At 53.3% G+C, this 24,854-nt stretch carries 23 protein-coding genes; 15 read left to right on the top strand and 8 right to left on the bottom strand.

The features are described from left to right. The first annotated feature begins 41 nt into the window (after window positions 1-41). Complete coding sequence (gene dtpD / locus IB196_RS15700) at window positions 42-1,523, top strand: dipeptide permease DtpD (RefSeq protein ID WP_149692089.1); 1,482 nt, start codon at window positions 42-44, stop codon at window positions 1,521-1,523. Window positions 1,524-1,574: 51 nt separating this feature from the next. On the opposite strand, the gene phrB is transcribed toward dtpD, so the two are convergent. From phrB to IB196_RS15715, 3 genes are all read right to left on the bottom strand, one after another. Next, window positions 1,575-2,993: a deoxyribodipyrimidine photo-lyase gene (gene phrB / locus IB196_RS15705; protein WP_149692088.1), complete on the bottom strand. Its 1,419-nt coding sequence runs from the start codon at window positions 2,991-2,993 to the stop codon at window positions 1,575-1,577. Window positions 2,994-3,011: 18 nt separating this feature from the next. Further along, window positions 3,012-3,566: a DUF1722 domain-containing protein gene (locus IB196_RS15710; protein WP_005122568.1), complete on the bottom strand. Its 555-nt coding sequence runs from the start codon at window positions 3,564-3,566 to the stop codon at window positions 3,012-3,014. A 96-nt stretch (window positions 3,567-3,662) separates the two neighbouring features. Beyond that, window positions 3,663-3,869: a YbfA family protein gene (locus IB196_RS15715; protein WP_005122569.1), complete on the bottom strand. Its 207-nt coding sequence runs from the start codon at window positions 3,867-3,869 to the stop codon at window positions 3,663-3,665. Window positions 3,870-4,176: 307 nt separating this feature from the next. Between IB196_RS15715 and kdpF the strand changes: the two genes are divergently transcribed. From kdpF to kdpE, 6 genes are read left to right on the top strand one after another with little or no spacing between them, the layout of a single operon-like run. After that, a complete protein-coding gene (kdpF, locus tag IB196_RS15720; protein WP_001670793.1) occupies window positions 4,177-4,266 on the top strand; it encodes a K(+)-transporting ATPase subunit F in 90 nt (29 codons plus the stop codon). Continuing rightward, on the top strand, window positions 4,266-5,945 hold the full coding sequence (gene kdpA / locus IB196_RS15725) for a potassium-transporting ATPase subunit KdpA (protein ID WP_188231797.1): 1,680 nt from the start codon (window positions 4,266-4,268) through the stop codon (window positions 5,943-5,945). Before kdpF ends, kdpA begins: the two co-directional genes overlap by 1 nt. A 20-nt stretch (window positions 5,946-5,965) precedes the next feature. Next, window positions 5,966-8,014 carry a potassium-transporting ATPase subunit KdpB gene (gene kdpB, locus IB196_RS15730; RefSeq protein ID WP_188231796.1) on the top strand — a complete coding sequence of 683 codons (2,049 nt, stop codon included), beginning with the start codon at window positions 5,966-5,968 and terminating at the stop codon, window positions 8,012-8,014. 8 nt (window positions 8,015-8,022) lie between these two features. Continuing rightward, on the top strand, window positions 8,023-8,589 hold the full coding sequence (gene kdpC / locus IB196_RS15735; RefSeq protein WP_182290776.1) for a potassium-transporting ATPase subunit KdpC: 567 nt from the start codon (window positions 8,023-8,025) through the stop codon (window positions 8,587-8,589). A 10-nt stretch (window positions 8,590-8,599) separates the two neighbouring features. Further along, window positions 8,600-11,284, top strand: coding sequence for a two-component system sensor histidine kinase KdpD (gene kdpD / locus IB196_RS15740; RefSeq protein ID WP_188231795.1), 2,685 nt, complete (start codon window positions 8,600-8,602; stop codon window positions 11,282-11,284). Continuing rightward, complete coding sequence (gene kdpE, locus IB196_RS15745) at window positions 11,281-11,958, top strand: two-component system response regulator KdpE (RefSeq protein WP_005121396.1); 678 nt, start codon at window positions 11,281-11,283, stop codon at window positions 11,956-11,958. The genes kdpD and kdpE overlap by 4 nt, the downstream gene beginning before the upstream one ends. 99 nt (window positions 11,959-12,057) lie before the next feature. Here the strand turns inward: kdpE and pgm are convergent, their stop codons facing one another. Next, window positions 12,058-13,698 carry a phosphoglucomutase (alpha-D-glucose-1,6-bisphosphate-dependent) gene (gene pgm, locus IB196_RS15750; protein ID WP_005121397.1) on the bottom strand — a complete coding sequence of 547 codons (1,641 nt, stop codon included), beginning with the start codon at window positions 13,696-13,698 and terminating at the stop codon, window positions 12,058-12,060. 24 nt (window positions 13,699-13,722) lie between these two features. Then, window positions 13,723-14,265: a replication initiation negative regulator SeqA gene (gene seqA / locus IB196_RS15755; RefSeq protein ID WP_005121398.1), complete on the bottom strand. Its 543-nt coding sequence runs from the start codon at window positions 14,263-14,265 to the stop codon at window positions 13,723-13,725. A 196-nt stretch (window positions 14,266-14,461) separates the two neighbouring features. Between seqA and ybfF the strand changes: the two genes are divergently transcribed. The 8 genes from ybfF (at window position 14,462) to tcuB (ending at window position 20,852) form a co-directional block, all read left to right on the top strand. Further along, entirely contained in the window at window positions 14,462-15,235 is a 774-nt protein-coding gene (ybfF, locus tag IB196_RS15760) for an esterase (protein ID WP_005121399.1), read from the top strand. A gap of 128 nt (window positions 15,236-15,363) precedes the next feature. Further along, window positions 15,364-15,651, top strand: a complete 288-nt coding sequence (ybfE, locus tag IB196_RS15765) for a LexA regulated protein (protein WP_005121400.1) — start codon at window positions 15,364-15,366, stop codon at window positions 15,649-15,651. A 280-nt stretch (window positions 15,652-15,931) separates the two neighbouring features. Next, window positions 15,932-16,462, top strand: coding sequence for a flavodoxin FldA (gene fldA / locus IB196_RS15770; protein WP_005121401.1), 531 nt, complete (start codon window positions 15,932-15,934; stop codon window positions 16,460-16,462). A gap of 210 nt (window positions 16,463-16,672) precedes the next feature. Further along, window positions 16,673-16,759, top strand: coding sequence for a ryhB-regulated fur leader peptide (locus IB196_RS15775; RefSeq protein WP_049259739.1), 87 nt, complete (start codon window positions 16,673-16,675; stop codon window positions 16,757-16,759). Then, entirely contained in the window at window positions 16,752-17,198 is a 447-nt protein-coding gene (gene fur, locus IB196_RS15780; RefSeq protein ID WP_003022836.1) for a ferric iron uptake transcriptional regulator, read from the top strand. The genes IB196_RS15775 and fur overlap by 8 nt, the downstream gene beginning before the upstream one ends. A gap of 127 nt (window positions 17,199-17,325) precedes the next feature. After that, window positions 17,326-18,252 carry a tricarballylate utilization LysR family transcriptional regulator TcuR gene (gene tcuR, locus IB196_RS15785; RefSeq protein WP_188231794.1) on the top strand — a complete coding sequence of 309 codons (927 nt, stop codon included), beginning with the start codon at window positions 17,326-17,328 and terminating at the stop codon, window positions 18,250-18,252. 97 nt (window positions 18,253-18,349) lie between these two features. Further along, window positions 18,350-19,753: an FAD-dependent tricarballylate dehydrogenase TcuA gene (tcuA, locus tag IB196_RS15790; protein ID WP_188231793.1), complete on the top strand. Its 1,404-nt coding sequence runs from the start codon at window positions 18,350-18,352 to the stop codon at window positions 19,751-19,753. Continuing rightward, a complete protein-coding gene (tcuB, locus tag IB196_RS15795; protein ID WP_188231792.1) occupies window positions 19,740-20,852 on the top strand; it encodes a tricarballylate utilization 4Fe-4S protein TcuB in 1,113 nt (370 codons plus the stop codon). The genes tcuA and tcuB overlap by 14 nt, the downstream gene beginning before the upstream one ends. A gap of 51 nt (window positions 20,853-20,903) precedes the next feature. On the opposite strand, the gene chiQ is transcribed toward tcuB, so the two are convergent. The 3 genes from chiQ to glnS all read right to left on the bottom strand — a co-directional run bounded on the left by chiQ (window position 20,904) and on the right by glnS (window position 24,797). Then, window positions 20,904-21,236, bottom strand: a complete 333-nt coding sequence (gene chiQ / locus IB196_RS15800; protein WP_005121405.1) for a ChiQ/YbfN family lipoprotein — start codon at window positions 21,234-21,236, stop codon at window positions 20,904-20,906. Window positions 21,237-21,285: 49 nt separating this feature from the next. Beyond that, window positions 21,286-22,692 carry a chitoporin gene (chiP, locus tag IB196_RS15805; protein ID WP_005121406.1) on the bottom strand — a complete coding sequence of 469 codons (1,407 nt, stop codon included), beginning with the start codon at window positions 22,690-22,692 and terminating at the stop codon, window positions 21,286-21,288. Between the two features lie 437 nt (window positions 22,693-23,129). Continuing rightward, window positions 23,130-24,797, bottom strand: a complete 1,668-nt coding sequence (gene glnS, locus IB196_RS15810) for a glutamine--tRNA ligase (RefSeq protein WP_005121409.1) — start codon at window positions 24,795-24,797, stop codon at window positions 23,130-23,132. Window positions 24,798-24,854 lie beyond the last annotated feature (57 nt).

Below are 24,854 nucleotides of genomic sequence, written 5' to 3' on the forward strand. Positions count from 1 at the left end.
GCACGTTCCTCCCATCGTGAGGCATTTACTTCGAGAAAATAATGAATAAACAAGCATCTCAGCCGCGCGCGATTTATTACGTCGTCGCGCTGCAAATTTGGGAATACTTCAGTTTTTATGGCATGCGTGCACTGCTGATCCTGTATCTCACTAACCAGCTTAAGTACAACGATAATCACGCGTATGAACTGTTCAGCGCTTACTGTTCGTTGGTGTATGTCACGCCTATTCTCGGGGGATACCTGGCGGATAAAGTGCTCGGTAACCGCATGGCGGTAATGATTGGCGCATTTTTGATGGCAGTGGGACATCTGGTGCTGGGCGCCAGTGAAATGGCTCCGGCGTTTCTTTATTTATCTCTGGCCATTATTGTCTGTGGTTACGGTTTGTTTAAATCCAACATCAGTTGTCTGCTGGGTGAATTGTATAAACCAGAAGATCCGCGCCGTGACGGCGGATTTTCTCTGCTCTATGCCGCCGGTAACATTGGTTCAATTATTGCCCCTATCGCCTGCGGCTATGTGCAGGAAGAGTACAGTTGGGCAATGGGCTTTGCGCTGGCCGCTATCGGTATGCTGGCCGGACTGGTCATTTTCTTATGCGGGAATCGTCATTTCGCTCACACTACCGGCGTCAACAAAGCCGTGCTGTGTGCCAAATCGTTCATTCTGCCGAACTGGGCCTGGCTGCTGGTTCTGCTGGTCGCCGCACCGCTTTTAATTACCGTCCTGTTCTGGAAAGAGTGGTCCGTGTACGCGCTGATTGTCGCCACCGTCATTGGTTTGGCTGTTCTGGCAAAAATTTACCGTCAGGCGCAAACGCAGAAACAGCGTAAAGAACTGGGGCTTATCGTCACGCTGACCTTCTTCAGCTTGTTGTTCTGGGCCTTTGCACAGCAGGGTGGTAGCTCCATCAGCCTGTATATCGACCGCTTTGTCAATCGCGACGTGATGGGATATTCAGTCCCTACTGCCATGTTCCAGTCGGTAAACGCCTTCGCCGTTATGTTGTGCGGCATCGTGCTGGCCTGGGTGGTCAAAGAAAGCGTGAGTGGCAATCGTACTGTTCGTATCTGGGGTAAGTTTGCTCTCGGCCTCGGCTTAATGAGTGCTGGTTTCTGTATTCTGACCTTAAGCGCCCGTTGGTCCGCCACATATGGGCACTCCTCCATGCCGTTGATGGTTTTAGGGCTGGCAGTTATGGGATTCGCCGAGCTGTTTATCGACCCTGTCGCCATGTCACAAATTACACGCATTGAGATCCCAGGGGTAACCGGCGTATTAACCGGCATCTATATGTTGCTTTCCGGGGCCATTGCCAACTACCTGGCGGGTGTGATTGCTGACCAGACATCACAAGGCGCATTTGATGCTTCCGGTGCCATCAACTATTCCATCAACGCCTATATTGATGTCTTTAGCGAAATTACCTGGGGCGCGCTGGCCTGTGTGGCGTTGGTGCTGATGATTTGGTTATATCAATCGCTCAAATTCAAAAACAGCCCGCTCGCGATAGAGTCCTGAGTTTACGGGCCCGACGATGTCATATGCCTCGGGCCTGTTTTGATCCGGCGATTACGAATGACGCGCTGCTTCATATGCTGCCAGCGTGGCTAACCTTGCCTGCTTATGATCGACAATCGGACGAGGATAATTGAGTGTCACCTGCATTTTTTCCGCCCACGTCCACGGTTCGTGAATGGCTTTTCCCGGTACATCGCGTAATTCCGGTACCCATTGGCGGATAAAATCACCGTCACGGTCAAATTTCTCCCCCTGTGTGGTGGGATTAAAAATACGGAAATACGGCGCAGCATCCGTTCCGGTAGAAGCAGCCCACTGCCAGCCACCATTATTCGCCGCCAGATCACCGTCGATCAGTTGTGACATGAAATACTGCTCACCTTTTCGCCAGTCGATCAGCAGGTCTTTCACCAAAAAGCTCGCCGCGATCATGCGTAAACGATTATGCATCCACCCTGTGCCGTTAAGCTGGCGCATCGCCGCATCTACGATTGGATACCCTGTATTTCCCGTCTGCCATGCCTGAAAATGCGTCACGTTATTTTGCCATTGCACACGATCGGTCCAGCGAATAAAGGGCTGATGCCGACACAGTGCGGGATAGTACGTCAGTAGATGGCGATAAAATTCGCGCCAGATGAGCTCGTTTAGCCAAACGCTCCCGGCGCCTCCCTCTAGCGCCTGCGGTTGCTCGACTAACAAACGGTGCAGACACTGGCGCGGTGATAACCCGCCGGTGGCAAGGCTTGCCGACAACCGACTGGTACCTTCATTTGCCGGGAAATCGCGTTGTTGCTCGTATTCTGCCGCGCCGTGCTGACAAAACTGACGTAATTGCGCGATAACCGATTTTTCTTCTACCGGGAAAAGCGCTACATCAAAATCCTGCTGTGGATAATTGAGCGTAATTGGCGTTGATGGGGGGGAAATTGCGCCGCTTTCGCGGGCTTTTGGTGCCGCAACACACTCCGGGATACTGTCTTTTAACCGCTTCAGCCAGGCATTTTTAAACGGTGTAAAGACTTTATACATCTCATGATTCCCGGTCATTACCGCGCCCGGCGCCAGGATTACGCTATCGTCAAAACCCTCACACACCACCTGCGATAATGATTTTTCAACCTGAGCATCGCGCTGGCGTTCGTTGATTTCGTACTGATAGTTATAAAACAGTCGGTTAACGTCATGCTGTGCGCAGACATTTTTGACTATCTCTACGCTGGCTGTGAAATCCCCGCCGTCATAAACCAGCAGCGGGATGCCTTTTTCTGCCAGCGCCGTTTGCAGCGCATTCAACTGCTTGTCGACAAACGCCGCCTGACGCGGTGACATATCATGCGCTTTCCACTGTGCGGGCGTGGCAATATATAGCGCCAATACCCGTGCCGCACGATCCCGACATGCCGCTGCCAGCGCAAGATTGTCATGCAGACGTAAATCTCGCCGAAACCAGACCAGATGAGTGGTCATAAAACTCCCGAATAAAAATTAAGCTTTGCCGTGTAAACGCAGAATCGCAGGCCAGAGTTCAAAGTAACGTTGCCCGGACAACCAGCTGTTCGGGTGCTCCGTCATATAGTGTTGGAGGAGCATCAATGGCGCAAGCAGCGGCTGCATCTCACGTCGATAGTTATCGATTATTGAGGTCAGTTCCTGACGTTGACGAAGATTGAGCTGGTTACGGAAATAGCCCTGCACATGCATCAGGACATTAGTATGGTTGCGTCGGGTCGCGTTATTAAACAGCAGATGAATCAACCGCAAACGGTACTCCGTATAAAAAGCATCGAGGCTTGCCCATTCGTGGATTGCGGCAACAAAAGGGCCGAGCTCACGATACTCCGGTTGGGAGTGTGCCAGTAACACCAGCTTGTAACGGGTGTGAAAATCAATCAATGCACCACGTGATAATCCGCTCTGGCGCAGTCGGTGCAATTCATGCAAGGCATAAATACGTACCAGCGTATTCTCGTCAAACAGAAATTTATCGTTCGCTTCTGTGGTCAGACAGGCGCGGATACCAACAGAAATTCTCTTGCTCATTGCTACTCCTTATCCGTTACACAGGTAAGTGTAGACTGCGACGTATAAAAAAACCGCCACATTGCTGTTGGCGGTTTTTTGAGCCTGAACGGTAACTTAGTAGAAATCGCAGGTGGCTTTTTCAGCCTGCTCCATCCACACCGGCTTATCACTGGTTTTCGACCAGACGCGATGTAGGTAGCTGTAAAAACGGGCTCGGTCTTTCCAGAACAGCATGACCGGCAGCGCCAGCACACCAGCCAGTACGGCAAAGGTACGGCGCAAGAAAACAATGTGTGCTGGATACTCTTTATAAAAGTCCATAATCCTCTCCCATATATCTGTTCGGTGAATCGCACCGGAAAATAAACTTGGTTAACTGATGAAAATAATACCGCCTTGTGTGTAATTTTGCTACTCATCCGACCACTTATTTTTATCTATTGATGCTCCGTTTAACGTAAACCTGTAATTAAGTTACACAAAGGTTAAATTAATACTAATCATTAGTTAAATGATGGTCTTTGCCATTTTTATACTTTTTTTACACCCCGCCCGCAGATTTTTGCGAAATCTTTGCAACCAAAAACCTACGCTCTGGTTATCACATTTATGCCACTGGAGGTGCACTGTGAGTGCAGGCGTGATAACCGGCATTGTGCTGGTCTTTTTGTTACTGGGTTATCTGGTGTATGCCTTGATTAATGCGGAGGCGTTCTGATGGCAGCGCAAGGATTTTTACTCATCGCCAGTTTCCTGCTGGTGCTGTTTGTTCTCGCCAGGCAGTTGGGCTTTGGGCTGGCGCGTCTTATCAACAACACATCCTTACCCGGCCTTGCAGGCGTTGAGCGTGTGCTGTGGCGTGGGCTGGGTATTTCGCAGCAGGAAATGACCTGGCTGCACTATTTGCTGGCGATCCTCGCACTTAATATCCTCGGCCTGCTGATACTGTTTGCGATGTTAATGGCGCAAAACCTGCTGCCGCTGAATCCACAACAGTTACCGGGACTATCGTGGGATCTCGCGCTCAATACCGCGGTGAGTTTTGTGACCAACACCAACTGGCAGTCCTATGCGGGGGAAACCACTTTAAGCTACTTCAGCCAGATGGCCGGCCTGACCGTGCAGAATTTCCTGTCTGCGGCGACCGGTATTGCGGTGATCTTTGCCCTGGCTCGCGCCTTCACGCGCCAGAGTATGAACACGCTGGGCAACGCCTGGGTGGATCTGGTCCGCATTACGCTGTGGATATTGCTGCCGATTTCTCTGCTCATCGCGCTGTTTTTCATCCAACAAGGTGCGTTGCAAAACCTGCTGCCTTATCAGGCGATCACCACGCTTGAAGGGACAAAACAACTGCTGCCGATGGGACCTGTCGCCTCACAAGAGGCCATTAAGATGCTCGGTACCAACGGCGGCGGCTTTTTTAATGCCAACTCCTCACATCCGTTTGAAAACCCAACCGCGCTGACCAACATGGTCCAGATGCTGGCAATCTTCTTAATTCCCACGGCGCTGTGTTTCGCCTTCGGTGACGTCGTGGGCGATCGCCGACAGGGGCGCACCCTGCTGTGGGCTATGTCGCTTATTTTTGTCGTTTGCGTGGCGGTTGTAATGTGGGCCGAAGTGCAGGGTAATCCGCATCTGATGGCGTTTGGCGCAGACAGCAATATCAATATGGAAGGTAAAGAGAGCCGCTTTGGCGTGCTGGTCAGTAGTCTGTTTGCGGTCGTCACGACAGCCGCATCCTGTGGCGCAGTCATTGCTATGCACGACTCCTTCACTGCGCTGGGCGGCATGGTACCGATGTGGTTGATGCAGATTGGCGAAGTGGTGTTCGGCGGTGTGGGGTCAGGGTTGTACGGCATGCTGCTGTTCGTGCTGCTGGCGGTCTTTATCGCCGGGCTGATGATTGGCCGTACGCCGGAATATCTGGGTAAAAAAATCGATGTCCGCGAAATGAAAATGACCGCGCTGGCGATTCTGGTTACCCCTGCGCTGGTTCTGCTTGGGACAGCGATCGCCATGATGAGCGATGCCGGGCGTAGCGCCATACTCAATCCCGGGCCGCATGGTTTTAGCGAGGTGCTATACGCGGTCTCGTCTGCCACCAATAACAACGGGAGCGCTTTTGCCGGATTAAGTGCCAACAGCCCATTCTGGAACAGCCTGCTGGCCGCGTGCATGTTCTTCGGCCGCTTCGGCGTCATTATCCCGGTGATGGCGATTGCCGGTTCACTGGTCGGTAAAAAGAGTCAACCAGCAAGTCCCGGCACGCTACCTACCCACGGCGCGCTATTTGTTGGATTGTTGATCGGTACGGTGTTGCTGGTTGGCGCCCTCACCTTTGTTCCTGCGCTGGCGCTTGGCCCGGTAGCAGAATACCTCTCTTTACGTTGAGTGATGCGGAGCACATGACTATGAGTCGCAAGCAACTGGCGCTGTTCGAACCTTCTCTGGTCGCACAAGCGCTAATGGACGCAGTGAAAAAATTAAGTCCACATACTCAGTGGCGTAACCCGGTGATGTTTATCGTCTGGCTGGGCAGCCTGCTGACCACCCTGTTAACGGTAGCGATGGCGACCGGCCATATGTCAGGTAATCCACTGTTTACCGGCGCGATAAGCCTCTGGCTGTGGGTGACCGTTCTGTTCGCTAACTTTGCGGAAGCGCTGGCTGAAGGGCGTAGTAAAGCGCAGGCCAACAGCCTGAAAGGGGTCAAAAAAACCGCCTTTGCCCGCAAACTTCGTGAACCGAAATATGGCGCGCAAATGGATCACGTGCCAGCCGAAGAGTTACGCAAAGGGGATATCGTGCTGGTGGAAGCGGGCGATATTATCCCTTGTGACGGCGAGGTGATCGAAGGCGGTGCCTCGGTGGATGAAAGCGCCATTACCGGTGAATCCGCGCCTGTAATTCGTGAATCCGGCGGCGATTTTGCCTCCGTCACTGGCGGGACACGCATTCTCTCGGACTGGCTGGTGATCGCGTGTAGCGTCAACCCCGGAGAAACATTCCTCGACCGAATGATTGCCATGGTCGAAGGCGCACAGCGACGTAAAACGCCAAATGAAATCGCCCTGACGATCCTGCTGATTGCCCTGACTATCGTCTTTCTGCTGGCAACCGCCACGCTGTGGCCGTTTTCCGCCTGGGGCGGTAGCGCTGTCAGCGTCACGGTATTGGTTGCGCTGCTGGTGTGTTTAATCCCTACGACGATAGGCGGGCTGCTCTCCGCGATTGGCGTCGCCGGGATGAGCCGCATGTTGGGTGCGAACGTTATCGCCACCAGCGGACGTGCCGTAGAGGCGGCAGGTGATGTGGACGTACTGCTGCTGGATAAAACCGGCACCATCACGCTGGGTAACCGTCAGGCTTCTGATTTTCTGCCCGCCCAGGGCGTGGACGAAAAAACGCTGGCCGACGCTGCACAGCTTTCATCCCTGGCCGATGAAACACCGGAAGGCCGCAGCATTGTAATCCTGGCCAAACAGCGCTTTAACCTGCGTATTCGCGATGTGCAATCGCTGCATGCCACCTTTGTACCGTTTACCGCGCAGAGTCGGATGAGCGGTATCAACATCGACAATCGGATGATCCGCAAAGGTTCGGTTGATGCTATTCGTCGTCACGTCGAAGCCAACGGCGGCCACTTTCCTGCCGATGTGGAGCAGAAGGTCGAAAACGTCGCTCGCCTTGGCGCAACGCCGCTGGTGGTGGCCGAAGGCTCGCACGTACTGGGCGTGATTGCCCTGAAAGATATCGTCAAAGGCGGGATTAAAGAACGTTTTGCCCAACTGCGTAAAATGGGGATCAAAACGGTGATGATCACCGGCGACAACCGTTTGACCGCCGCCGCAATCGCCGCGGAAGCCGGAGTGGATGACTTTTTAGCCGAAGCGACACCGGAAGCCAAGCTGGCGCTGATTCGTCAGTATCAAGCGGAAGGCCGTCTGGTGGCGATGACCGGAGACGGAACTAACGACGCTCCTGCCCTTGCGCAGGCCGACGTTGCGGTCGCCATGAACTCCGGGACTCAGGCCGCGAAGGAAGCGGGCAACATGGTGGATCTCGACTCTAACCCCACTAAGCTGATTGAAGTGGTGCACATTGGTAAACAGATGCTGATGACGCGCGGGTCGCTGACCACCTTTAGTATCGCCAACGACGTAGCGAAGTATTTTGCCATTATCCCGGCGGCATTCGCCGCCACCTACCCGCAGCTCAATGCGCTGAACGTCATGCGACTGCATTCGCCGGATTCGGCGATCCTCAGCGCCGTCATCTTCAATGCGTTGGTGATTGCCTTCCTGATCCCACTGGCGCTGAAGGGGGTGAGCTATAAGCCATTATCCGCTTCCGCGATGCTGCGCCGCAATCTGTGGATCTATGGTCTGGGCGGTTTGGTTGTGCCGTTTATCGGTATCAAAGTAATTGATTTACTGCTGACTCTGCTGGGTCTGGTGTGAGGTTTCTGATGAGTGGATTACGTCCTGCATTATCAACATTGCTTTTCCTGATGCTTATCACCGGCGGTGTTTATCCGCTGCTGACCACTGCGCTGGGGCAGTGGTGGTTCCCCCACCAGGCTAACGGTTCGCTTCTGCGCGAAGGTCAGATCGTTCGCGGCTCTGAGCTTATTGGGCAACAGTTTACCGCTGCCGGTTATTTTCAGGGACGCCCCTCAGCCACAGCGGAAATGCCCTATAATCCAATGGCTTCAGGCGGCAGTAATCTGGCAGCCAGCAACCCGGAACTGGATAAACAGCTACAAAGCCGGATTGCCGCGCTGCGAGCTGCTAATCCACAGGCTAACCCTGCTGTGCCCGTGGAACTGGTCACAGCGTCCGCCAGCGGTCTGGACAATAATCTGACACCCGATGCGGTCGCATGGCAAATTCCCCGCGTGGCGCAGGCTCGCAACCTCAGCGTTGAAGAGGTTACGCGCCTGGTTGCACAATACACGCAAAAGCCGCTGGTCAGTTTTATCGGCCAGCCGGTGGTGAACCTGGTGGAACTTAATTTAGCGCTGGATAAGCACTGAGAAAAAGGACATGCATAGCGAACCCCTACGTCCCAACCCCGATCGCCTGCTGGAGCAGACCACAGCGCCGCACCGGGGAAAACTGAAAATTTTCTTCGGTGCCTGTGCGGGCGTCGGCAAAACCTGGGCCATGCTAACGGAAGCTCAGCGGCTACGGGCGCAAGGGTTAGATGTGCTGATTGGCGTGGTGGAAACCCACGGACGCAAAGAGACCGCCGCGCTGCTGGACGGTCTCAGCATCCTGCCGCTAAAGCGACAGGCGCGCCATGGTCGTCATATCAGCGAGTTCGATCTCGACGCTGCGCTGGCCCGCCGTCCAGCGCTCATTTTGATGGATGAACTGGCGCACAGTAATGCGCCAGGCTCACGGCATCCTAAGCGCTGGCAGGACATTGAAGAGCTGCTGGAAGCTGGCATTGACGTTTTTACTACCGTTAACGTCCAACATCTGGAAAGCCTGAATGATGTGGTCAGCGGCGTCACCGGTATTCAGGTGCGCGAAACCGTTCCTGACCCGTTTTTCGATGCCGCTGACGATGTGGTACTGGTCGATCTCCCACCTGACGATTTGCGTCAGCGCCTGAACGAAGGCAAGGTCTATATCGCCGGTCAGGCAGAGCGTGCAATCGAGCATTTCTTTCGCAAAGGTAATTTGATAGCGCTGCGCGAACTGGCTCTGCGACGCACCGCCGATCGGGTAGACGATCAGATGCGTGCCTGGCGGGGGAGTCCGGGAGAAGAAAAAGTCTGGCATACCCGCGATGCCATTTTACTGTGTATTGGACACAACACCGGCAGCGAAAAACTGGTGCGAGCTGCTGCACGCCTGGCGGCGCGTCTCGGCAGCGTCTGGCATGCAGTGTATGTTGAAACACCTGCGCTACACCGACTGCCCGAAAAACGGCGCCGCGCTATTTTAAGCGCTCTGCGGCTGGCCCAGGAGTTAGGCGCAGAAACCGCCACTCTTTCCGATCCCGCCGAAGACAAAGCGGTGATCCGCTATGCCCGTGAGCATAATCTGGGAAAAATTGTCCTCGGGCGTCCAACGACGCGTCGCTGGTGGCGCAGCGATTCCTTTGCCGACAAACTCGCCCATCGCGCACCGGATCTCGACCTGATGATTGTTGCGCTCGATGAGCCCCCTGCTCGCCCTGTGCCGCAAACTGCAGATAGCCGCACTTTTAAGGATAAATGGCGGGTACAAATTCAGGGTTGCGTGGTTGCCGTCGCGCTGTGCGCCATCATTACAGTGATTGCCATGCAGTGGTTGGTTGCATTTGACGCCGCCAACCTGGTGATGCTCTATCTACTGGGCGTGGTGGTTATCGCCCTCTTTTACGGACGCTGGCCGTCCGTTCTGGCAACGTTTATCAACGTCGCCAGCTTTGATCTCTTTTTTATTGCGCCACGCGGCACGCTGGCCGTGTCTGACGTCCAGTACCTGCTTACCTTCGCCGTGATGCTAACGGTCGGTCTGGTTATCGGTAATCTGACCGCCGGGGTGCGGTATCAGGCGCGGGTCGCGCGTTATCGTGAACAGCGTACGCGTCATTTGTATGAGATGTCGAAAGCGCTGGCCGTCGGACGCAGTCAGACGGATATCGCCGCCACCAGCGAACAGTTTATTGCCTCGACGTTTCAGGCACGCAGCCGGGTGTTATTGCCTGACGAAAACGGTAAGTTGGTTCCCCTGACGCATCAGCAGGGTATGACACCGTGGGATGATGCCATTGCCCAGTGGAGTTTTGACAAGGGGCAGATGGCAGGTGCCGGCACCGACACATTACCGGGCGTGCCGTATCAAATTTTACCGTTAAAAAGCGCCGACAAAACGCATGGGCTGCTGGTAGTGGAACCGGGAAATTTACGCCAGTTGATGATCCCCGAACAGCAACGCCTGCTGGAAACCTTCACTTTACTGGTCGCCAGCGCGCTGGAGCGCCTGACGCTAACCGCCAGCGAAGAGCAGGCCCGCTTTGCCAGCGAGCGCGAAAGTATTCGCAACGCCCTGCTCGCTGCCCTGTCCCACGATTTGCGCACGCCATTGACGGTGTTGTTCGGCCAGGCAGAAATCTTAACGCTGGATCTGGCAAGCGAAGGATCGCCGCACGCGCGCCAGGCCAGCGAAATTCGCCAGCACGTCCTGAACACGACCCGACTGGTGAATAACCTGCTGGATATGGCGCGAATTCAGTCTGGCGGCTTTAATCTTAAGAAGGAGTGGTTAACACTGGAAGAGGTGGTCGGCAGCGCCCTGCAGATGCTGGAGCCAGGTCTCTCTGCCCCGATAAATCTGTCGTTACCAGAACCGTTGACATTGATTCACGTCGATGGCCCGCTCTTTGAACGGGTGTTGATTAACCTGCTGGAGAACGCCGTCAAATACGCGGGTCCACAGGCGCAGATCGGTATTAATGCCAGCGTCGATGGCGAACACCTGCAACTGGACGTCTGGGATAATGGGCCGGGTGTTCCATCGGGTATGGAACAGCGCGTTTTTGACAAATTTTCTCGGGGAAATAAAGAGTCATCGGTGCCAGGCGTTGGGCTGGGGCTGGCAATTTGTCAGGCCATTGTGGACGTGCATGGCGGGACTATTTCTGTCCACAATCGCGCGCAGGGAGGAGCATGTTTTCGTGTTACACTGCCCCAGGAAATTCCCCCTGAACTTGAAGATTTTCATGAGGATATGTGACGAACGTACTGATTGTTGAAGATGAACAGGCCATCCGCCGTTTTCTGCGCACCGCGCTGGAGGCCGATGGGCTACGTGTATTTGAAGCGGAAACGCTGCAACGTGGTCTGCTGGAAGCCGCCACGCGAAAACCCGATCTCATCATTCTCGATCTTGGCCTGCCGGATGGCGACGGCATTGATTTTATTCGCGACCTGCGTCAATGGAGCGCGATTCCGGTGATTGTGCTTTCAGCCCGCAGTGAGGAAAGCGATAAAATCGCCGCGCTGGATGCCGGAGCCGATGACTATCTCAGTAAACCTTTTGGTATTGGCGAGCTACAGGCGCGATTGCGTGTGGCATTACGTCGCCACGCCAGCGGGACTTCTCCCGAGCCAGTGGTGCATTTTTCTAATGTTAAAGTGGATATCGCCGCCCGCCTCGTACACCGAGGTGACGAAGAGATTCATTTGACGCCGATTGAGTTTCGCTTGTTAGCGGTACTGCTGAATAATGCCGGGAAGGTGCTGACGCAACGTCAGTTATTGAATCAGGTTTGGGGACCAAACGCCGTCGAACACAGTCACTATCTGCGTATTTATATGGGACACCTGCGCCAGAAGCTGGAACTGGACCCGGCCCGTCCGCGTCATTTTCTCACCGAAACCGGGATTGGTTATCGGTTTATGCCGTGAATATGCACTGAATAAAAAAGCCGGATCAGCTGATACGCTATCCGGCTTTTTCATCATTCATACCGGATGACGACGCTAGCGTCTTATCCGGCGGGTGATTTATGCGTTTTTCAATACTTCGCTGACAATCTCAACCGCTTCTTTCTCAATCTGCTTGCGATGTTCTTCACCGAGGAAGCTTTCGCAGTAGATCTTGTAAGCGTCTTCGGTGCCGGACGGACGTGCGGCAAACCAACCGTTATCAGTCATGACCTTCAGGCCGCCAATCGATGCGCCGTTGCCTGGCGCTGCCGTCAGACGCGCAGTGATCGGGTCGCCCGCCAGCGTGCTGGCGCTCACCATTTCCGGAGAGAGCTTAGACAACGCCGCTTTCTGCGCGGAAGTGGCTCCAGCCTGAATTCGGTTATAGCTCGGTGCGCCAAAGCGCGCCGCCAGTTCGTTGTAATGCTCTTGCGGGTTCTTGCCTGTCACTGCCGTAATTTCCGCTGCCAGCAGGCACATGATGATACCATCTTTGTCAGTTGACCACGGTGTACCGTCGAAACGCAGGAAGGACGCGCCCGCGCTCTCTTCGCCGCCGAAGCCAAAGCTGCCGTCAAACAGACCGTCAACGAACCATTTAAAGCCAACCGGCACTTCAACCAGTTTACGCCCTAAATCATTCACTACACGGTCAATCATCGCCGATGATACCAGCGTCTTACCGACGGCAACATCTTTGCCCCACTGCGGACGATGCTGGAACAGGTAGTTGATCGCGACCGCCAGATAGTGGTTCGGATTCATCAGTCCAGCCGGCGTTACGATACCGTGACGGTCATAGTCCGGGTCATTGGCAAATGCCAAATCAAACTTGTCACGCAGCGCCAGCAGACCGGCCATCGCGCACTCGGAGGAGCAGTCCATACGAATGGCGCCGTCTTTATCAAGATGCATAAAGCGGAAAGTCTGATCGACCTGATCGTTAACGAGGGTCAGATTCAGGTTGTAGTGCTGAGCGATACGTTTCCAGTATTCGATACCAGAACCACCCAGTGGATCAACGCCCAGCGTCAGACCCGCTTTCTGGATTGCCGCCATATCAACGATATCTGCCAGCCCTTCCACGAAGGGTTGAACCAGGTCTTGTTCTTTAACATGACCGGACGCCAGCGCGGCATCCAGCGGAATACGCTTCACGCCTTGCAGACCGTCAGCCAACAGTGCATTAGCCCTGTCTTCTACGACTTTGGTGACGTTGGTATCTGCCGGGCCACCGTTTGGCGGATTGTATTTAATGCCACCGTCTTCCGGCGGGTTGTGGGACGGCGTGATCACAATGCCATCAGCCAGCGAACCGCCTTTTTTATTGTGGACCAGGATAGCATTCGACACGGCAGGGGTTGGCGTAAAGCCGTTGTTTTCCTGCACGATGACATCAACACCGTTCGCTGCCAGCACTTCCAACACAGAGATAAATGCCGGTTCAGACAACGCGTGGGTATCCTTGCCCACATAGCACGGGCCAGTAATCCCGTTTTTCGCACGTTCTTCGGCAATCGCCTGAGCGATAGCCAGAATATGCGGCTCATTAAAACTATGACGACCCGCACTACCGCGATGCCCGGATGTACCGAACTTCACCGCGTGCTCCGCATTCCCTGCCGTCGGTTTTAGTACATAGTATTGCGCCGTTAACTGGGCGACATTAATCAAATCACTCTGTTGTGCAGGTTGACCTGCACGGTTGTGGATTGCCATTGCCTGGTCCCTCTAATGCAAGGATTAAATTGTTCCGCAAACCTTTTCAATCAACTCCGCGGGGAATTGCATTGACTGCATGATGTGTTCAACCATGCTGCATTTACGGCCGGTATTGGTATTGGTGATCACCCAATATGGCGTGCCTGGCACGTGCTTCGGTTTGGTTTGATTACCATTTTTCAACAGCGTCTGTTCATCCGCTGCAAAATAAACGCGCGTACGTCCGTGCAACGATTCCGTTGCTTCGGCGAACGCGTTGTGATCCAGTGAATAGAGTGTAGACAGCACCAGCATAAAGCGATTCACTGCTTTTTTCTGTTCCGCATATTCATCGGAAAGCAGCAGTTCACGCATGGCGCGCACTTTGTCTTTCGCGGGGTTGACCGGCTTGGCTTCCACGACAGGTTGCACGGCGCGGACCTCTTTTACTACCGGAGAGACAGGCTGTGATGCGGCGGAAAACTTCAACATACGCCGTAAAATGTCGGATGCGCTCTCGCCAATATGCTTGGTGTGGCTGGCAATATAGCTATAGAGTTCATCATCAACTTCAATCGTTTTCATCTTAATCCAGTGCAATGTTTGGCTGAATACAAGTTGTCAGGACTTTACACGCTGTAGTGTAAAGGCAAATCCTAACAGCGGATAGCGTCAAGCCTGGTGACCAGCAAAACTCGGAGTAACCGTAGTTATTGCAGCCATGTGGCAGAATGGTCAACATGATACCCTAACCCGTCAGTGTGAAAAAAAGAACTTTGCCATGAAATTGAATATCCGAGCGCAATCTGCGCAAAACCCGCACAATAATTCTCCCATCGTCCTGGTTCACGGCCTGTTTGGCAGTCTGGATAACCTCGGGATCCTGGCACGCGATCTGGTGGCCGATCACGACATCATCCAGGTTGATATGCGAAATCATGGCCTCTCCCCTCGTTCACCGGAGATGAATTATCCGGCCATGGCGCAAGATCTGCTGGATACGCTGGACGATCGGCAGATTGAAAAAGCGATCTTTATTGGACACTCGATGGGCGGTAAAGCCGTTATGGCGCTGACTGCGCTGGCTCCTGAACGTGTCGCACGGCTGGTCGCCATCGACATTGCTCCCGTTGACTACCATGTTCGCCGCCACGATGAGATTTTTGCTGCCATTAACGCAGTCACCGACGCGCAATCCTCTTCGCGCCAGCAGGCGGCGAGCGTTATGCGTCAGCACCTGCAAGAAGAAGGCGTGATCCAGTTTCTGCTGAAATCCTTTGTTGACGGCGAGTGGCGCTTTAATGTTCCCGTGCTGTGGGATCAATATCCTCATATCGTCGGTTGGGAGACCATTCCGGCGTGGGAACACCCGGCGCTGTTTATCCCGGGTGGCAATTCACCCTATGTTACCGAAGCGTATCGTGACCAACTGCTGGCGCAATTCCCGCAGGCCCGGGCGCACGTTATAGCCGGCGCGGGGCATTGGGTGCATGCAGAAAAACCGGAGGCGGTGCTGCGCGCCATCCGTCGTTATCTGAGCGAGCAGGTTAACTGATTAAAAACTCAGCGTCCGCGCGTGATTACGCGCGTGGGCGTTGGCGCGCCTCTCCTGCTGATGTATTATGGCGCGCTATCCATCCGGGCGGACGCCTGGCTGATTGTTTCCCCGAAGTCACCAAGATCATGGCCAAAGAACAAACGGACCGTACGACATTAGATCTGTTCGCGCAGGAGCGTCGCCCGGGACGACCCAAAACCAATCCGCTTTCGCGTGATGAACAGTTACGTATTAATAAACGTAATCAGCTTAAACGCGACAAAGTTCGCGGGCTTAAGCGTGTCGAACTGAAACTGAACGCCGATGCCGTTGACGCTCTGAACGAGCTGGCCGAGGCGCGCAACATGAGTCGCAGTGAACTCATCGAAGAGATGCTGATGAACCAACTCACCGCGTTGCGCGGTCAGGCTTAGTCTGAATTTCTGCTCCATACCCTAAATAATTCGAGTTGCAGGAAGGCGGTGACGCAGCGAATCTCCAGGAGCGTACATAAGTACGTGACTGGGGTGAGCGAGGAAAGCCAACGCACCTGAAACTTGAAGTATGACGGGTATAAATCATAAATCGTGTAGCACAGAGTGCAGTCCTGCGTGTTTGCTGTTTCCGCATGCCGGACTGTTCTGCTATGATTGCCCTTATCCGTGGGCAATGCGCCACCACCATTTCAATAAGTTTCAAGAGGTTATTTTACTCATGGCAATCACTGGCATCTTTTTCGGCAGCGACACCGGTAATACCGAAAATATCGCAAAAATGATTCAAAAACAGCTTGGTAAAGACGTAGCCGATGTTCATGACATTGCAAAAAGCAGCAAAGAAGACCTGGAAGGGTATGACATTCTGTTGCTCGGCATCCCAACCTGGTACTACGGTGAAGCGCAGTGCGACTGGGACGACTTCTTCCCTACTCTCGAAGACATTGATTTTAACGGTAAACTGGTGGCATTGTTCGGCTGTGGCGACCAGGAAGATTACGCAGAATATTTCTGTGATGCGTTAGGCACCATCCGCGACATCATCGAGCCGCGCGGCGCCACCATCGTCGGCCACTGGCCAACGGCGGGTTACCATTTCGAAGCGTCCAAAGGTCTGGCAGATGACGACCACTTTGTCGGTCTGGCTATCGATGAAGATCGCCAGCCGGAACTGACCGCTGAACGCGTAGAAAAATGGGTTAAGCAGATCGCTGAAGAGCTGCACCTCGACGAAATCATCAATGCCTGATTTCGTGCGGCGTAGATATTCATCTGCGCCGCATCAATAGATAAAACCAATCAAAATAATTGCTACAAATTTGTAACTTTTTCGTCTGACCCTGTACAATGGCTGGATGCCAATCGGGTGTTGCACAGTGTGTTTGTCGGCGATACCACGTTTTGATTAACAATTTATGCCAGAGACTTGCAGTTTTCATTTAGCCATGGCAGTTCTATAATGAATCGCATTATCTCAAGTGCAATTTCTGTCACTTCTGTTAATGAAGTGAATCGTTTAGCTACAGGACAGATTCCGCATGACTGACAACAATACCGCATTAAAGAAGGCTGGCCTGAAAGTAACGCTTCCTCGTTTAAAAATTCTGGAAGTTCTTCAGGAACCGGATAACCATCACGTCAGTGCGGAAGACTTATACAAACGCCTGATCGATATGGGTGAAGAAATTGGTCTGGCGACCGTGTATCGCGTGCTGAACCAGTTTGATGATGCCGGTATCGTGACCCGCCATAATTTTGAAGGTGGTAAATCCGTCTTCGAACTGACTCAACAGCATCATCACGATCACCTCATTTGCCTCGACTGCGGCAAAGTGGTCGAGTTCAGCGATGATTCCATCGAAGCGCGCCAGCGTGAGATTGCGGCTAAACATGGTATTCGTTTAACCAACCATAGCCTGTATCTTTACGGTCACTGCGCCGAAGGTGATTGCCGCGAAGATGAGCACGCGCACGACGGCAAGTAATGTAATGCTTTCTGAAAAGCCAACCATCCGGTTGGCTTTTTTATGCGCGTTATCAGTACGTTTCCCCTTCCCTCCACTCTTGTGTTGCTTTAATGTAAAAATCAATTGTCCCTTCCGGAGAGTCGAAATGGAACTTCGCCAGCTACGTTATTTTGTGCGCATTGTCGAAACCGGCAGCATGGGTAGCGCGGCGCTCGATCTCAATATTGGGGTTTCGGCACTCAGCCAGCAGATGTCGCGTCTGGAAAACGAACTTGCTATTCGCCTGCTGCAACGCACCTCGCGCGGCGTGACGCCCACCAGCGCCGGGCTGGCATTTTACGCCCAGGCGCAGCTGGCGCTCCGTCACGCAGACGATGCGATCCTCGCCGCACGGGAGGCCAGACTTTCCGGGCACGTCAGCGTTGGCATGGCCCCCAGTACCGCTTCCGTTCTCGGCATGCCTTTCATCAACGCCATGCGAGAAACCTATAGTGATGTCCGCCTGCATGTAGTGGAAAGCCTCTCTGGCAACCTGGAGCGAATGATTAATACCCGCCAGATTGATCTGGCGGTGGTATTTCAAAAAGAAAAGATCCTACGCTGGAGCGCCAGACCGATTCTCGAAGAACGGCTATTTTTAATTGGTACTCATGCCCTACTGGCTGATATTACCGATGACAATATTTCTCCAGCCCAATTGGCACATATGCCATTGATCATGCCCAGCCCTGGCCACGGTCTGCGCGGCAGGCTGGAAGCGATTTGTCAGGAACACGCGCTACGCATTGAGATCGCCACAGAAATTGACGGCCTGACGCTACTGATGCACGCCGTTCGCAGCGGAATTGGAGCAACACTTCAGCCCGGTGCGGCAATTTCCCATCTCGATAAAGAGACGCTAAGAGTGATCGGCATCCATAATCCAATACTGAGTCGCCCCAACTTTCTGGTCAGCCTCTCTGACGATGAACTCACCCCAGCGGGCCTCGCTGCCCGTGTGGTACTAACCAAAGTAATGCATCAACTGGTGGAATCTGGACACTGGCCAGGTGCGATTCTTTACAATAATTAAAGGGCTGTTTAGCATCACGTCATAGCGTCCCCACAACTTACTCGTATACATTTTAATTACAAACTTAACAATTGGTTAAGTGGTAATGGAGTATGCGATGGTTGATGTTCTGGTGATTGGCGGCGGCAATGCTGCACTATGTGCCGCCTTAACCGCCCGGGAGCAAGGCGCTTCGGTACTGCTGCTTGAGGCGGCTCCGCGTGAATGGCGCGGAGGAAATTCCCAACACACGCGTAATTTACGCTGTATGCATGATGCACCGCAGGATGTGCTGGTGGAAAGCTATCCGGAAGAGGAGTTCTGGCAAGATCTGCAGCGCGTCACGGAAGGAAATACCAACGAAGCCCTGGCACGTCTGGTGATCCGCACCTCTTCAAAGTGTCGCGACTGGATGCGCCAGCACGGCGTCAATTTTCAACCTCCACTCTCTGGCGCTCTACACGTGGCGCGAACCAACGCCTTTTTTATGGGCGGCGGGAAAGCCCTGGTGAATGCCTATTATCGCAGCGCAGAAAAGCTGGGCGTGCAAATCCGCTATAACACCCCGGTGCAGGCGCTTGAACTGCACAACGGCGAGTTCGTGGCGGCGCTGGCAGGCGAAGAGCGTATTACAGCGAAATCCTGCGTGCTTGCCGCTGGCGGATTTGAGTCAAACCGCGAATGGCTGCGTGAAGCCTGGGGGGAAAATGACCGCGGCGAGTGGCCTGCGGATAACTTCCTGATTCGTGGCACGCGCTTTAATCAGGGGGTATTGCTCAAATTTATGATCGATGCCGGGGCAGACATCATCGGCGACCCCTCCCAGTCACACTGTGTAGCCATTGACGCCAGAGCACCATTATATGACGGCGGAATTTGCACCCGCGTGGACTGTGTCTCTCTGGGCATCGTAGTGAACCGCGATGCAGAACGATTTTATGATGAAGGAGAGGATTTCTGGCCCAAACGCTACGCCATCTGGGGACGTCTGGTCGCCCACCAGCCCGGACAAATTGGTTACTCCATTATCGACAGTAAAGCGATCGGTCACTTCATGCCCCCGGTTTTTCCTGGTGCACAGGCCAAGACGTTAGCAGAGCTGGCACGCCAGTTGGGGCTGGATACTGAGCGCTTTACCCATACTGTCATGCAGTACAACAGCGCCTGCCGGCCAGGCCGCTTTGACCACACCACTCTGGATAACTGTGCAACACAAAATCTGACACCGGCAAAAACACATTGGGCGCGACCGCTGGATACGCCACCTTACTATGGCTATGCCTTACGTCCGGGGATCACCTTCACCTACCTGGGGTTAAAGGTGAATGAACACGCCGCGGTGCATTTTGCCGGGCTTCCAAGTCGCAATCTGTTCGTCGCCGGAGAGATGATGGCGGGCAACGTGCTGGGAAAAGGCTACACCGCAGGCGTAGGCATGTCGATCGGCACCACTTTTGGCCGCATTGCCGGAAAAGAAGCCGCACTGGCAGCGCGTGAGGAGGCTCATCATGAAACAGCTTGAGCAATTAATTATTGAAGCGAAAATGCTTACCGAGCCGGAAGCAGAAGTTGAGCGTGTGATGCAAGTCTGCAACGCCTGTCGCTATTGCGAGGGTTTTTGCGCCGTGTTCCCGGCGATGACTCAGCGTCTGGAATTCGGTAAAGCGGATATCAACTATCTGGCGAACCTGTGCCATAACTGCGGCGCCTGCCTGCACGCGTGTCAATACGCACCGCCCCATGAGTTTGCCATCAACGTGCCGAAGGCGATGGCAGAAGTCCGGCTGGAAACCTATCAGCACTACGCGCAACCCGCGGCCTTTGGCGCGCTTTATCGTCGCGCAGGCGTCACCGTGACGCTGGCGCTGGTTTTCGGTCTGATCCTGTTTTTACTGCTCGCCATGGGGTTAAAAGGCTCGTTACTCCATCCTCCGCTGGCCGGAGATTTCTACCAAATTTTCCCGCATAACCTGCTGGCCTGGATGTTTGGTTCGGTATTTATTCTGGCGATAGGTCTGCTGATGGCGGGCGTTATCCGCTTCTGGCGCGAGATTTCTCCGGGGATGCCGCGTTCCGTCGAAATTGCTGAAGCTTCACACGATGCGCTGACACTAAAGTATCTCGATGGTGGGCACGGTAAAGGGTGTAACGAAGCGGATGATGCCTTCACCCTGATGCGCCGCCGCTTCCATCACTTCACCTTCTACGGTTTTATGCTCTGCTTTGCCGCCACCGTGGTGGCGACGGGCTATCACTATTTCGCAGGTATAGAAGCACCCTATCCGTTCTTCAGCGTTCCGGTCATGCTGGGCACGTTGGGTGGCATTGGCCTGGTTGTCGGCCCGGCTGGTTTGTTATGGCTGAACATTAAGCGCTCACCGCTACATGGCGACGCACGGCAAAAGCCAATGGATCGCGGTTTTATTTTACTGCTGCTGCTGACCAGTCTGACCGGTTTAGCGCTACTGGCGGGAAGAGACACGTCATGGATGGCTATTTTGCTCGCCATTCACCTCGGCGTGGTCATGGCGCTCTTTCTGACCATTCCTTACGGAAAATTTGCCCATGGATTTTACCGTTGTGCGGCATTACTCAAGTGGGCAATTGAAAAACGACGCTAAAATGCAAACGGGCGAAGAAATCTCTCCGCCCGTTGTTGTTCATACCACGTTTTATTTCGCCGTATTATTACTGCGAATTTCCTGCCAGACCTTATCACAATCGGCCTTAACGGATTGATCGTTACCCGTACGCGTTGCCTGGATACACTGTTGGTAATCCAGTACGCGCACGCTTTCTTCATTCGCAAACTGCTGGTGCTGTTTTTCTTTCTTCAGCACATTCAACACGCTTTGGCAGGCTTCGATTTTCTCCGGCGAGCCCTGCGCGGTATTGATACACGCGCTATAGGCTTCTTTAAGACGGCTATCTTCTTTCGGCGCGGGTGATTGCGCGCAAGCAACCAGCCCTGATGCCATGACGGCGATGAGTATCAGCTTTTTCATAACACGCTCCTCAACAAAACGGCAGGCTTGCGGCCTGCCGCTGTCGGCATTAGAAGATGGTGAACGGCGCAATAACGATGAATTTCACGTCGCGCTCATCCTGGAAGATGTTGCCGTAACCACCGCCCCAGCTCGGAATATCTGAATGGTTGTCGTACTGGGTGAAGTGCAGTTTAAACATAGTGCCCTTCGCACGGCCGTCCTGCAGGGTATAGACCGCATCCAGGCTGTAAGACGACTCTTCGATAGTACGATTTTTGTCGTAGTACGCATCCGGGTTGAGCTGCCAGGTAGCCGGTTTAGCATCCCACGCGTAAACGTATGATGCCCCCACAGCCCAGCCTGGCAGGTTCCAGTTCTTCAGGTCATACATCGCGCCGAAGAACACGGCCTTTTCGCCGTTGGCGTTGAAGTCAGAGCGGTTATCCCACCAAACGTCCAGACGACCGTTTGAAGACGCATAGGTCGGGGTCATACGCTGCAGGAAGTAGCCCTGCTGCCCGTCAGCTTTAACCCAGGTCCCTTCCAGTCGCAGATCAACCACTTCCGCTACTTTATAACCGAAGGTCAGCGCCTGCAGCCAGGCCGTGCCGTCATAAATATCGTTCACGGTGCGATCGTCAACTTTGTCACGTGCGCCGTAGAATTGATAGCTGGTAGTAAACGGGTTACCGCCTAAATCGAATTTGTAGCTGGCTTTGGCGAAGTACTGATCGACGTAGCCTTCAGACTGACCAAATGCCGCTTCCAGCAACAGGTTATTTTTGAAGTCATATTTCGCGCCGATTGAATGCAGGTAATCAACGCTGGTCTTTTTATCAGCCTGATAGAATTTATCGACTTCGGTGTGCCACGGCGCTTTATATTCGTTAGCCCACATATAGGAGAAGCTCAGCGCACCCGCATCGCCATAATCGAAGTTGGCACCGGCTTCAGCACCCTGATAGGTACCAGGCATAAAGCTCCAGTGTGGTGCCAGCAGAGTTTGTCCGGTTGGCTGAATATAACCCGCGCGTGCCCAGGTTGGGCCAAATTTGAATTTGGCTGCCGCTTTATACAGGCTAATCCCGCTCTTATCGCCGGAGTAATCTTCGTCATAGCCTTTATTTTTTGAAGAGAATGCGATTTCGTTTGGATGGCCGCTTTCGCTACTTTCGTTCATTTCAATAGCAGTGAATGCTGCGATATCAATACCAAACATATCGGCCGCATAACCGGACTGGAAGTCGAGGTTAGCGTTCCAGGTGGAGTGAGAAAGGTTGGTTTTGTATTTGTCGTGATCGGTCACATCTTTACGGTCACGCTCACGCTGCCAGTAATAGATGCCGCCGGTTAAGGTCGAGTCATCAATAAAACCTTCGGCGTGAACCTGGGGAGCGACAACAAAACCCGACATTGCTGTGATACCGGCGATAGCCAGCGCCAGCGTACTACGTTTGCCACTAAACGTACGCATATGTTAATCCTCTTTGACGTATAAAATGCTGCCGATAAAAGCGGACAGCGAAAAAGCAAAAATTAAAAAAAGTAGCGCTGAGAAAACCTCATTGACTACAATGAATAGACTATTTTTCGCGACGCGAATTATCAATCTCTTTCTGTAACGAGTATGTAATAGTATGAGCAACCGCACATATTTGATTGCTTTCTGTTACATTTTCATCGACAGATAAAAAAGCGTTGAAAAATTGAAAAAATTGCTTGTTTTCCATGAGGATGAAATCGGTTTCAGCCTATTTCATATTGAGGTAGGTTATTTAAACGTAAAAATATTCAGCCATTCCATTATTACAGACATGTAATTAATTCGCTCCGCAAACGGAGCCTGGCGTACGGTTTTTTTGCGAAAAAAACGCCGCATGAATGCGGCGTTTAGACTGGATGCGTAGCGACTTATTCGCCCGCTTTAGCCCACGTATCACGCAGACCAACGGTACGGTTAAACACCAGCTTGTCAGCCGTTGCATAACGGCTGTCGAGGCAGAAGTACCCTTCACGCTCGAACTGGAACGCTTTGCCTGCAACCGCAGCCTGCAGCGACGGCTCACCGTAACCGTGCTTAATCACCAGCGACTCTGGGTTAATGACGGACAGGAAGTCTTCCGCCGCGCCAGGGTTTGGTACGCTAAACAGGCGATCGTAAAGACGGATTTCAATCGGCAGCGCATGGGACGCGCTCACCCAGTGAATAACGCCTTTAACTTTACGACCATCGGCCGGATCTTTGCTCAGGGTATCGGCATCATAGGTGCAGAAAATGGTGGTGATATTCCCTTGTGCATCTTTCTCGACACGTTCAGCTTTGATCACGTAAGCATTACGCAGACGCACTTCTTTGCCCATCACCAGACGCTTGTACTGCTTGTTCGCTTCTTCGCGGAAGTCTGCCCTGTCGATCCAGATTTCACCGCTAAACGGCACTTCACGGCTGCCCATTTCCGGTTTGTTCGGATGGTTAGGCATGGTGACCAGCTCGCTTTCGCCCTGCGGGTAGTTTTCGATAATCAGTTTCACCGGATCGATAACTGCCATCGCGCGCGGGGCGTTTTCGTTCAGATCTTCACGGATGCAGGATTCCAGAGAAGCGATCTCAATGGTGTTGTCCTGCTTGGTCACGCCAATACGTTTGCAGAACTCACGAATTGCAGCAGCCGTGTAACCGCGACGGCGCAGACCCGAGATAGTCGGCATGCGCGGATCGTCCCAGCCTTCAACGTGCTTGTCGGTTACCAGCAGGTTCAGCTTACGCTTGGACATCACGGTGTATTCCAGATTCAGGCGCGAGAACTCGTACTGGCGCGGGTGAACCGGAATGGTGATGTTGTCCAGCACCCAGTCATACAGACGACGGTTATCCTGGAACTCCAGCGTACACAGGGAATGCGTGATGCCTTCCAGCGCATCGCTGATGCAGTGGGTAAAGTCGTACATCGGGTAGATGCACCACTTGTTGCCGGTCTGGTGGTGTTCAGCGAACTTAATACGGTACAGCACCGGATCGCGCATCACGATAAACGGCGAAGCCATATCGATTTTTGCGCGCAGGCAGGCTTTACCTTCTTCAAAACCACCGGTACGCATTTTTTCAAACAGCGCGAGGTTCTCTTCGACGCTACGATCGCGGAACGGGCTGTTTTTACCTGGCTGAGTCAGCGTGCCACGGTATTCGCGAATTTCTTCCGCTGACAGTTCGTCAACGTACGCCAGGCCTTTATTAATAAGCTCTACCGCATAGGCGTGAAGCTGATCGAAGTAATCCGAAGAGTAGCGAATGTCGCCAGTCCAGTGGAAACCTAACCATTCAACGTCGTTTTTAATTGATTCAACGTACTCGATATCTTCTTTTACCGGGTTGGTGTCATCAAAACGCAGGTTGCACTGGCCCTGGTAATCTTGCGCAATGCCAAAGTTCAGACAAATGGATTTCGCGTGGCCAATGTGCAGATAGCCATTTGGCTCCGGCGGAAAACGGGTATGGATAGTGGTGTGCTTACCACTGGCCAGATCTTCATCGATGATCTGACGAATAAAGTTACTCGGGCGGGCTTCAGCCTCACTCATCGTGGATTCCTCAAAGCGTAAACAACGTATAACGGAACATGATCTTATAAGCGACGT

The organism is Citrobacter sp. C6_1 (assembly GCF_014596835.2).
Classification (GTDB): domain Bacteria; phylum Pseudomonadota; class Gammaproteobacteria; order Enterobacterales; family Enterobacteriaceae; genus Citrobacter; species Citrobacter pasteurii.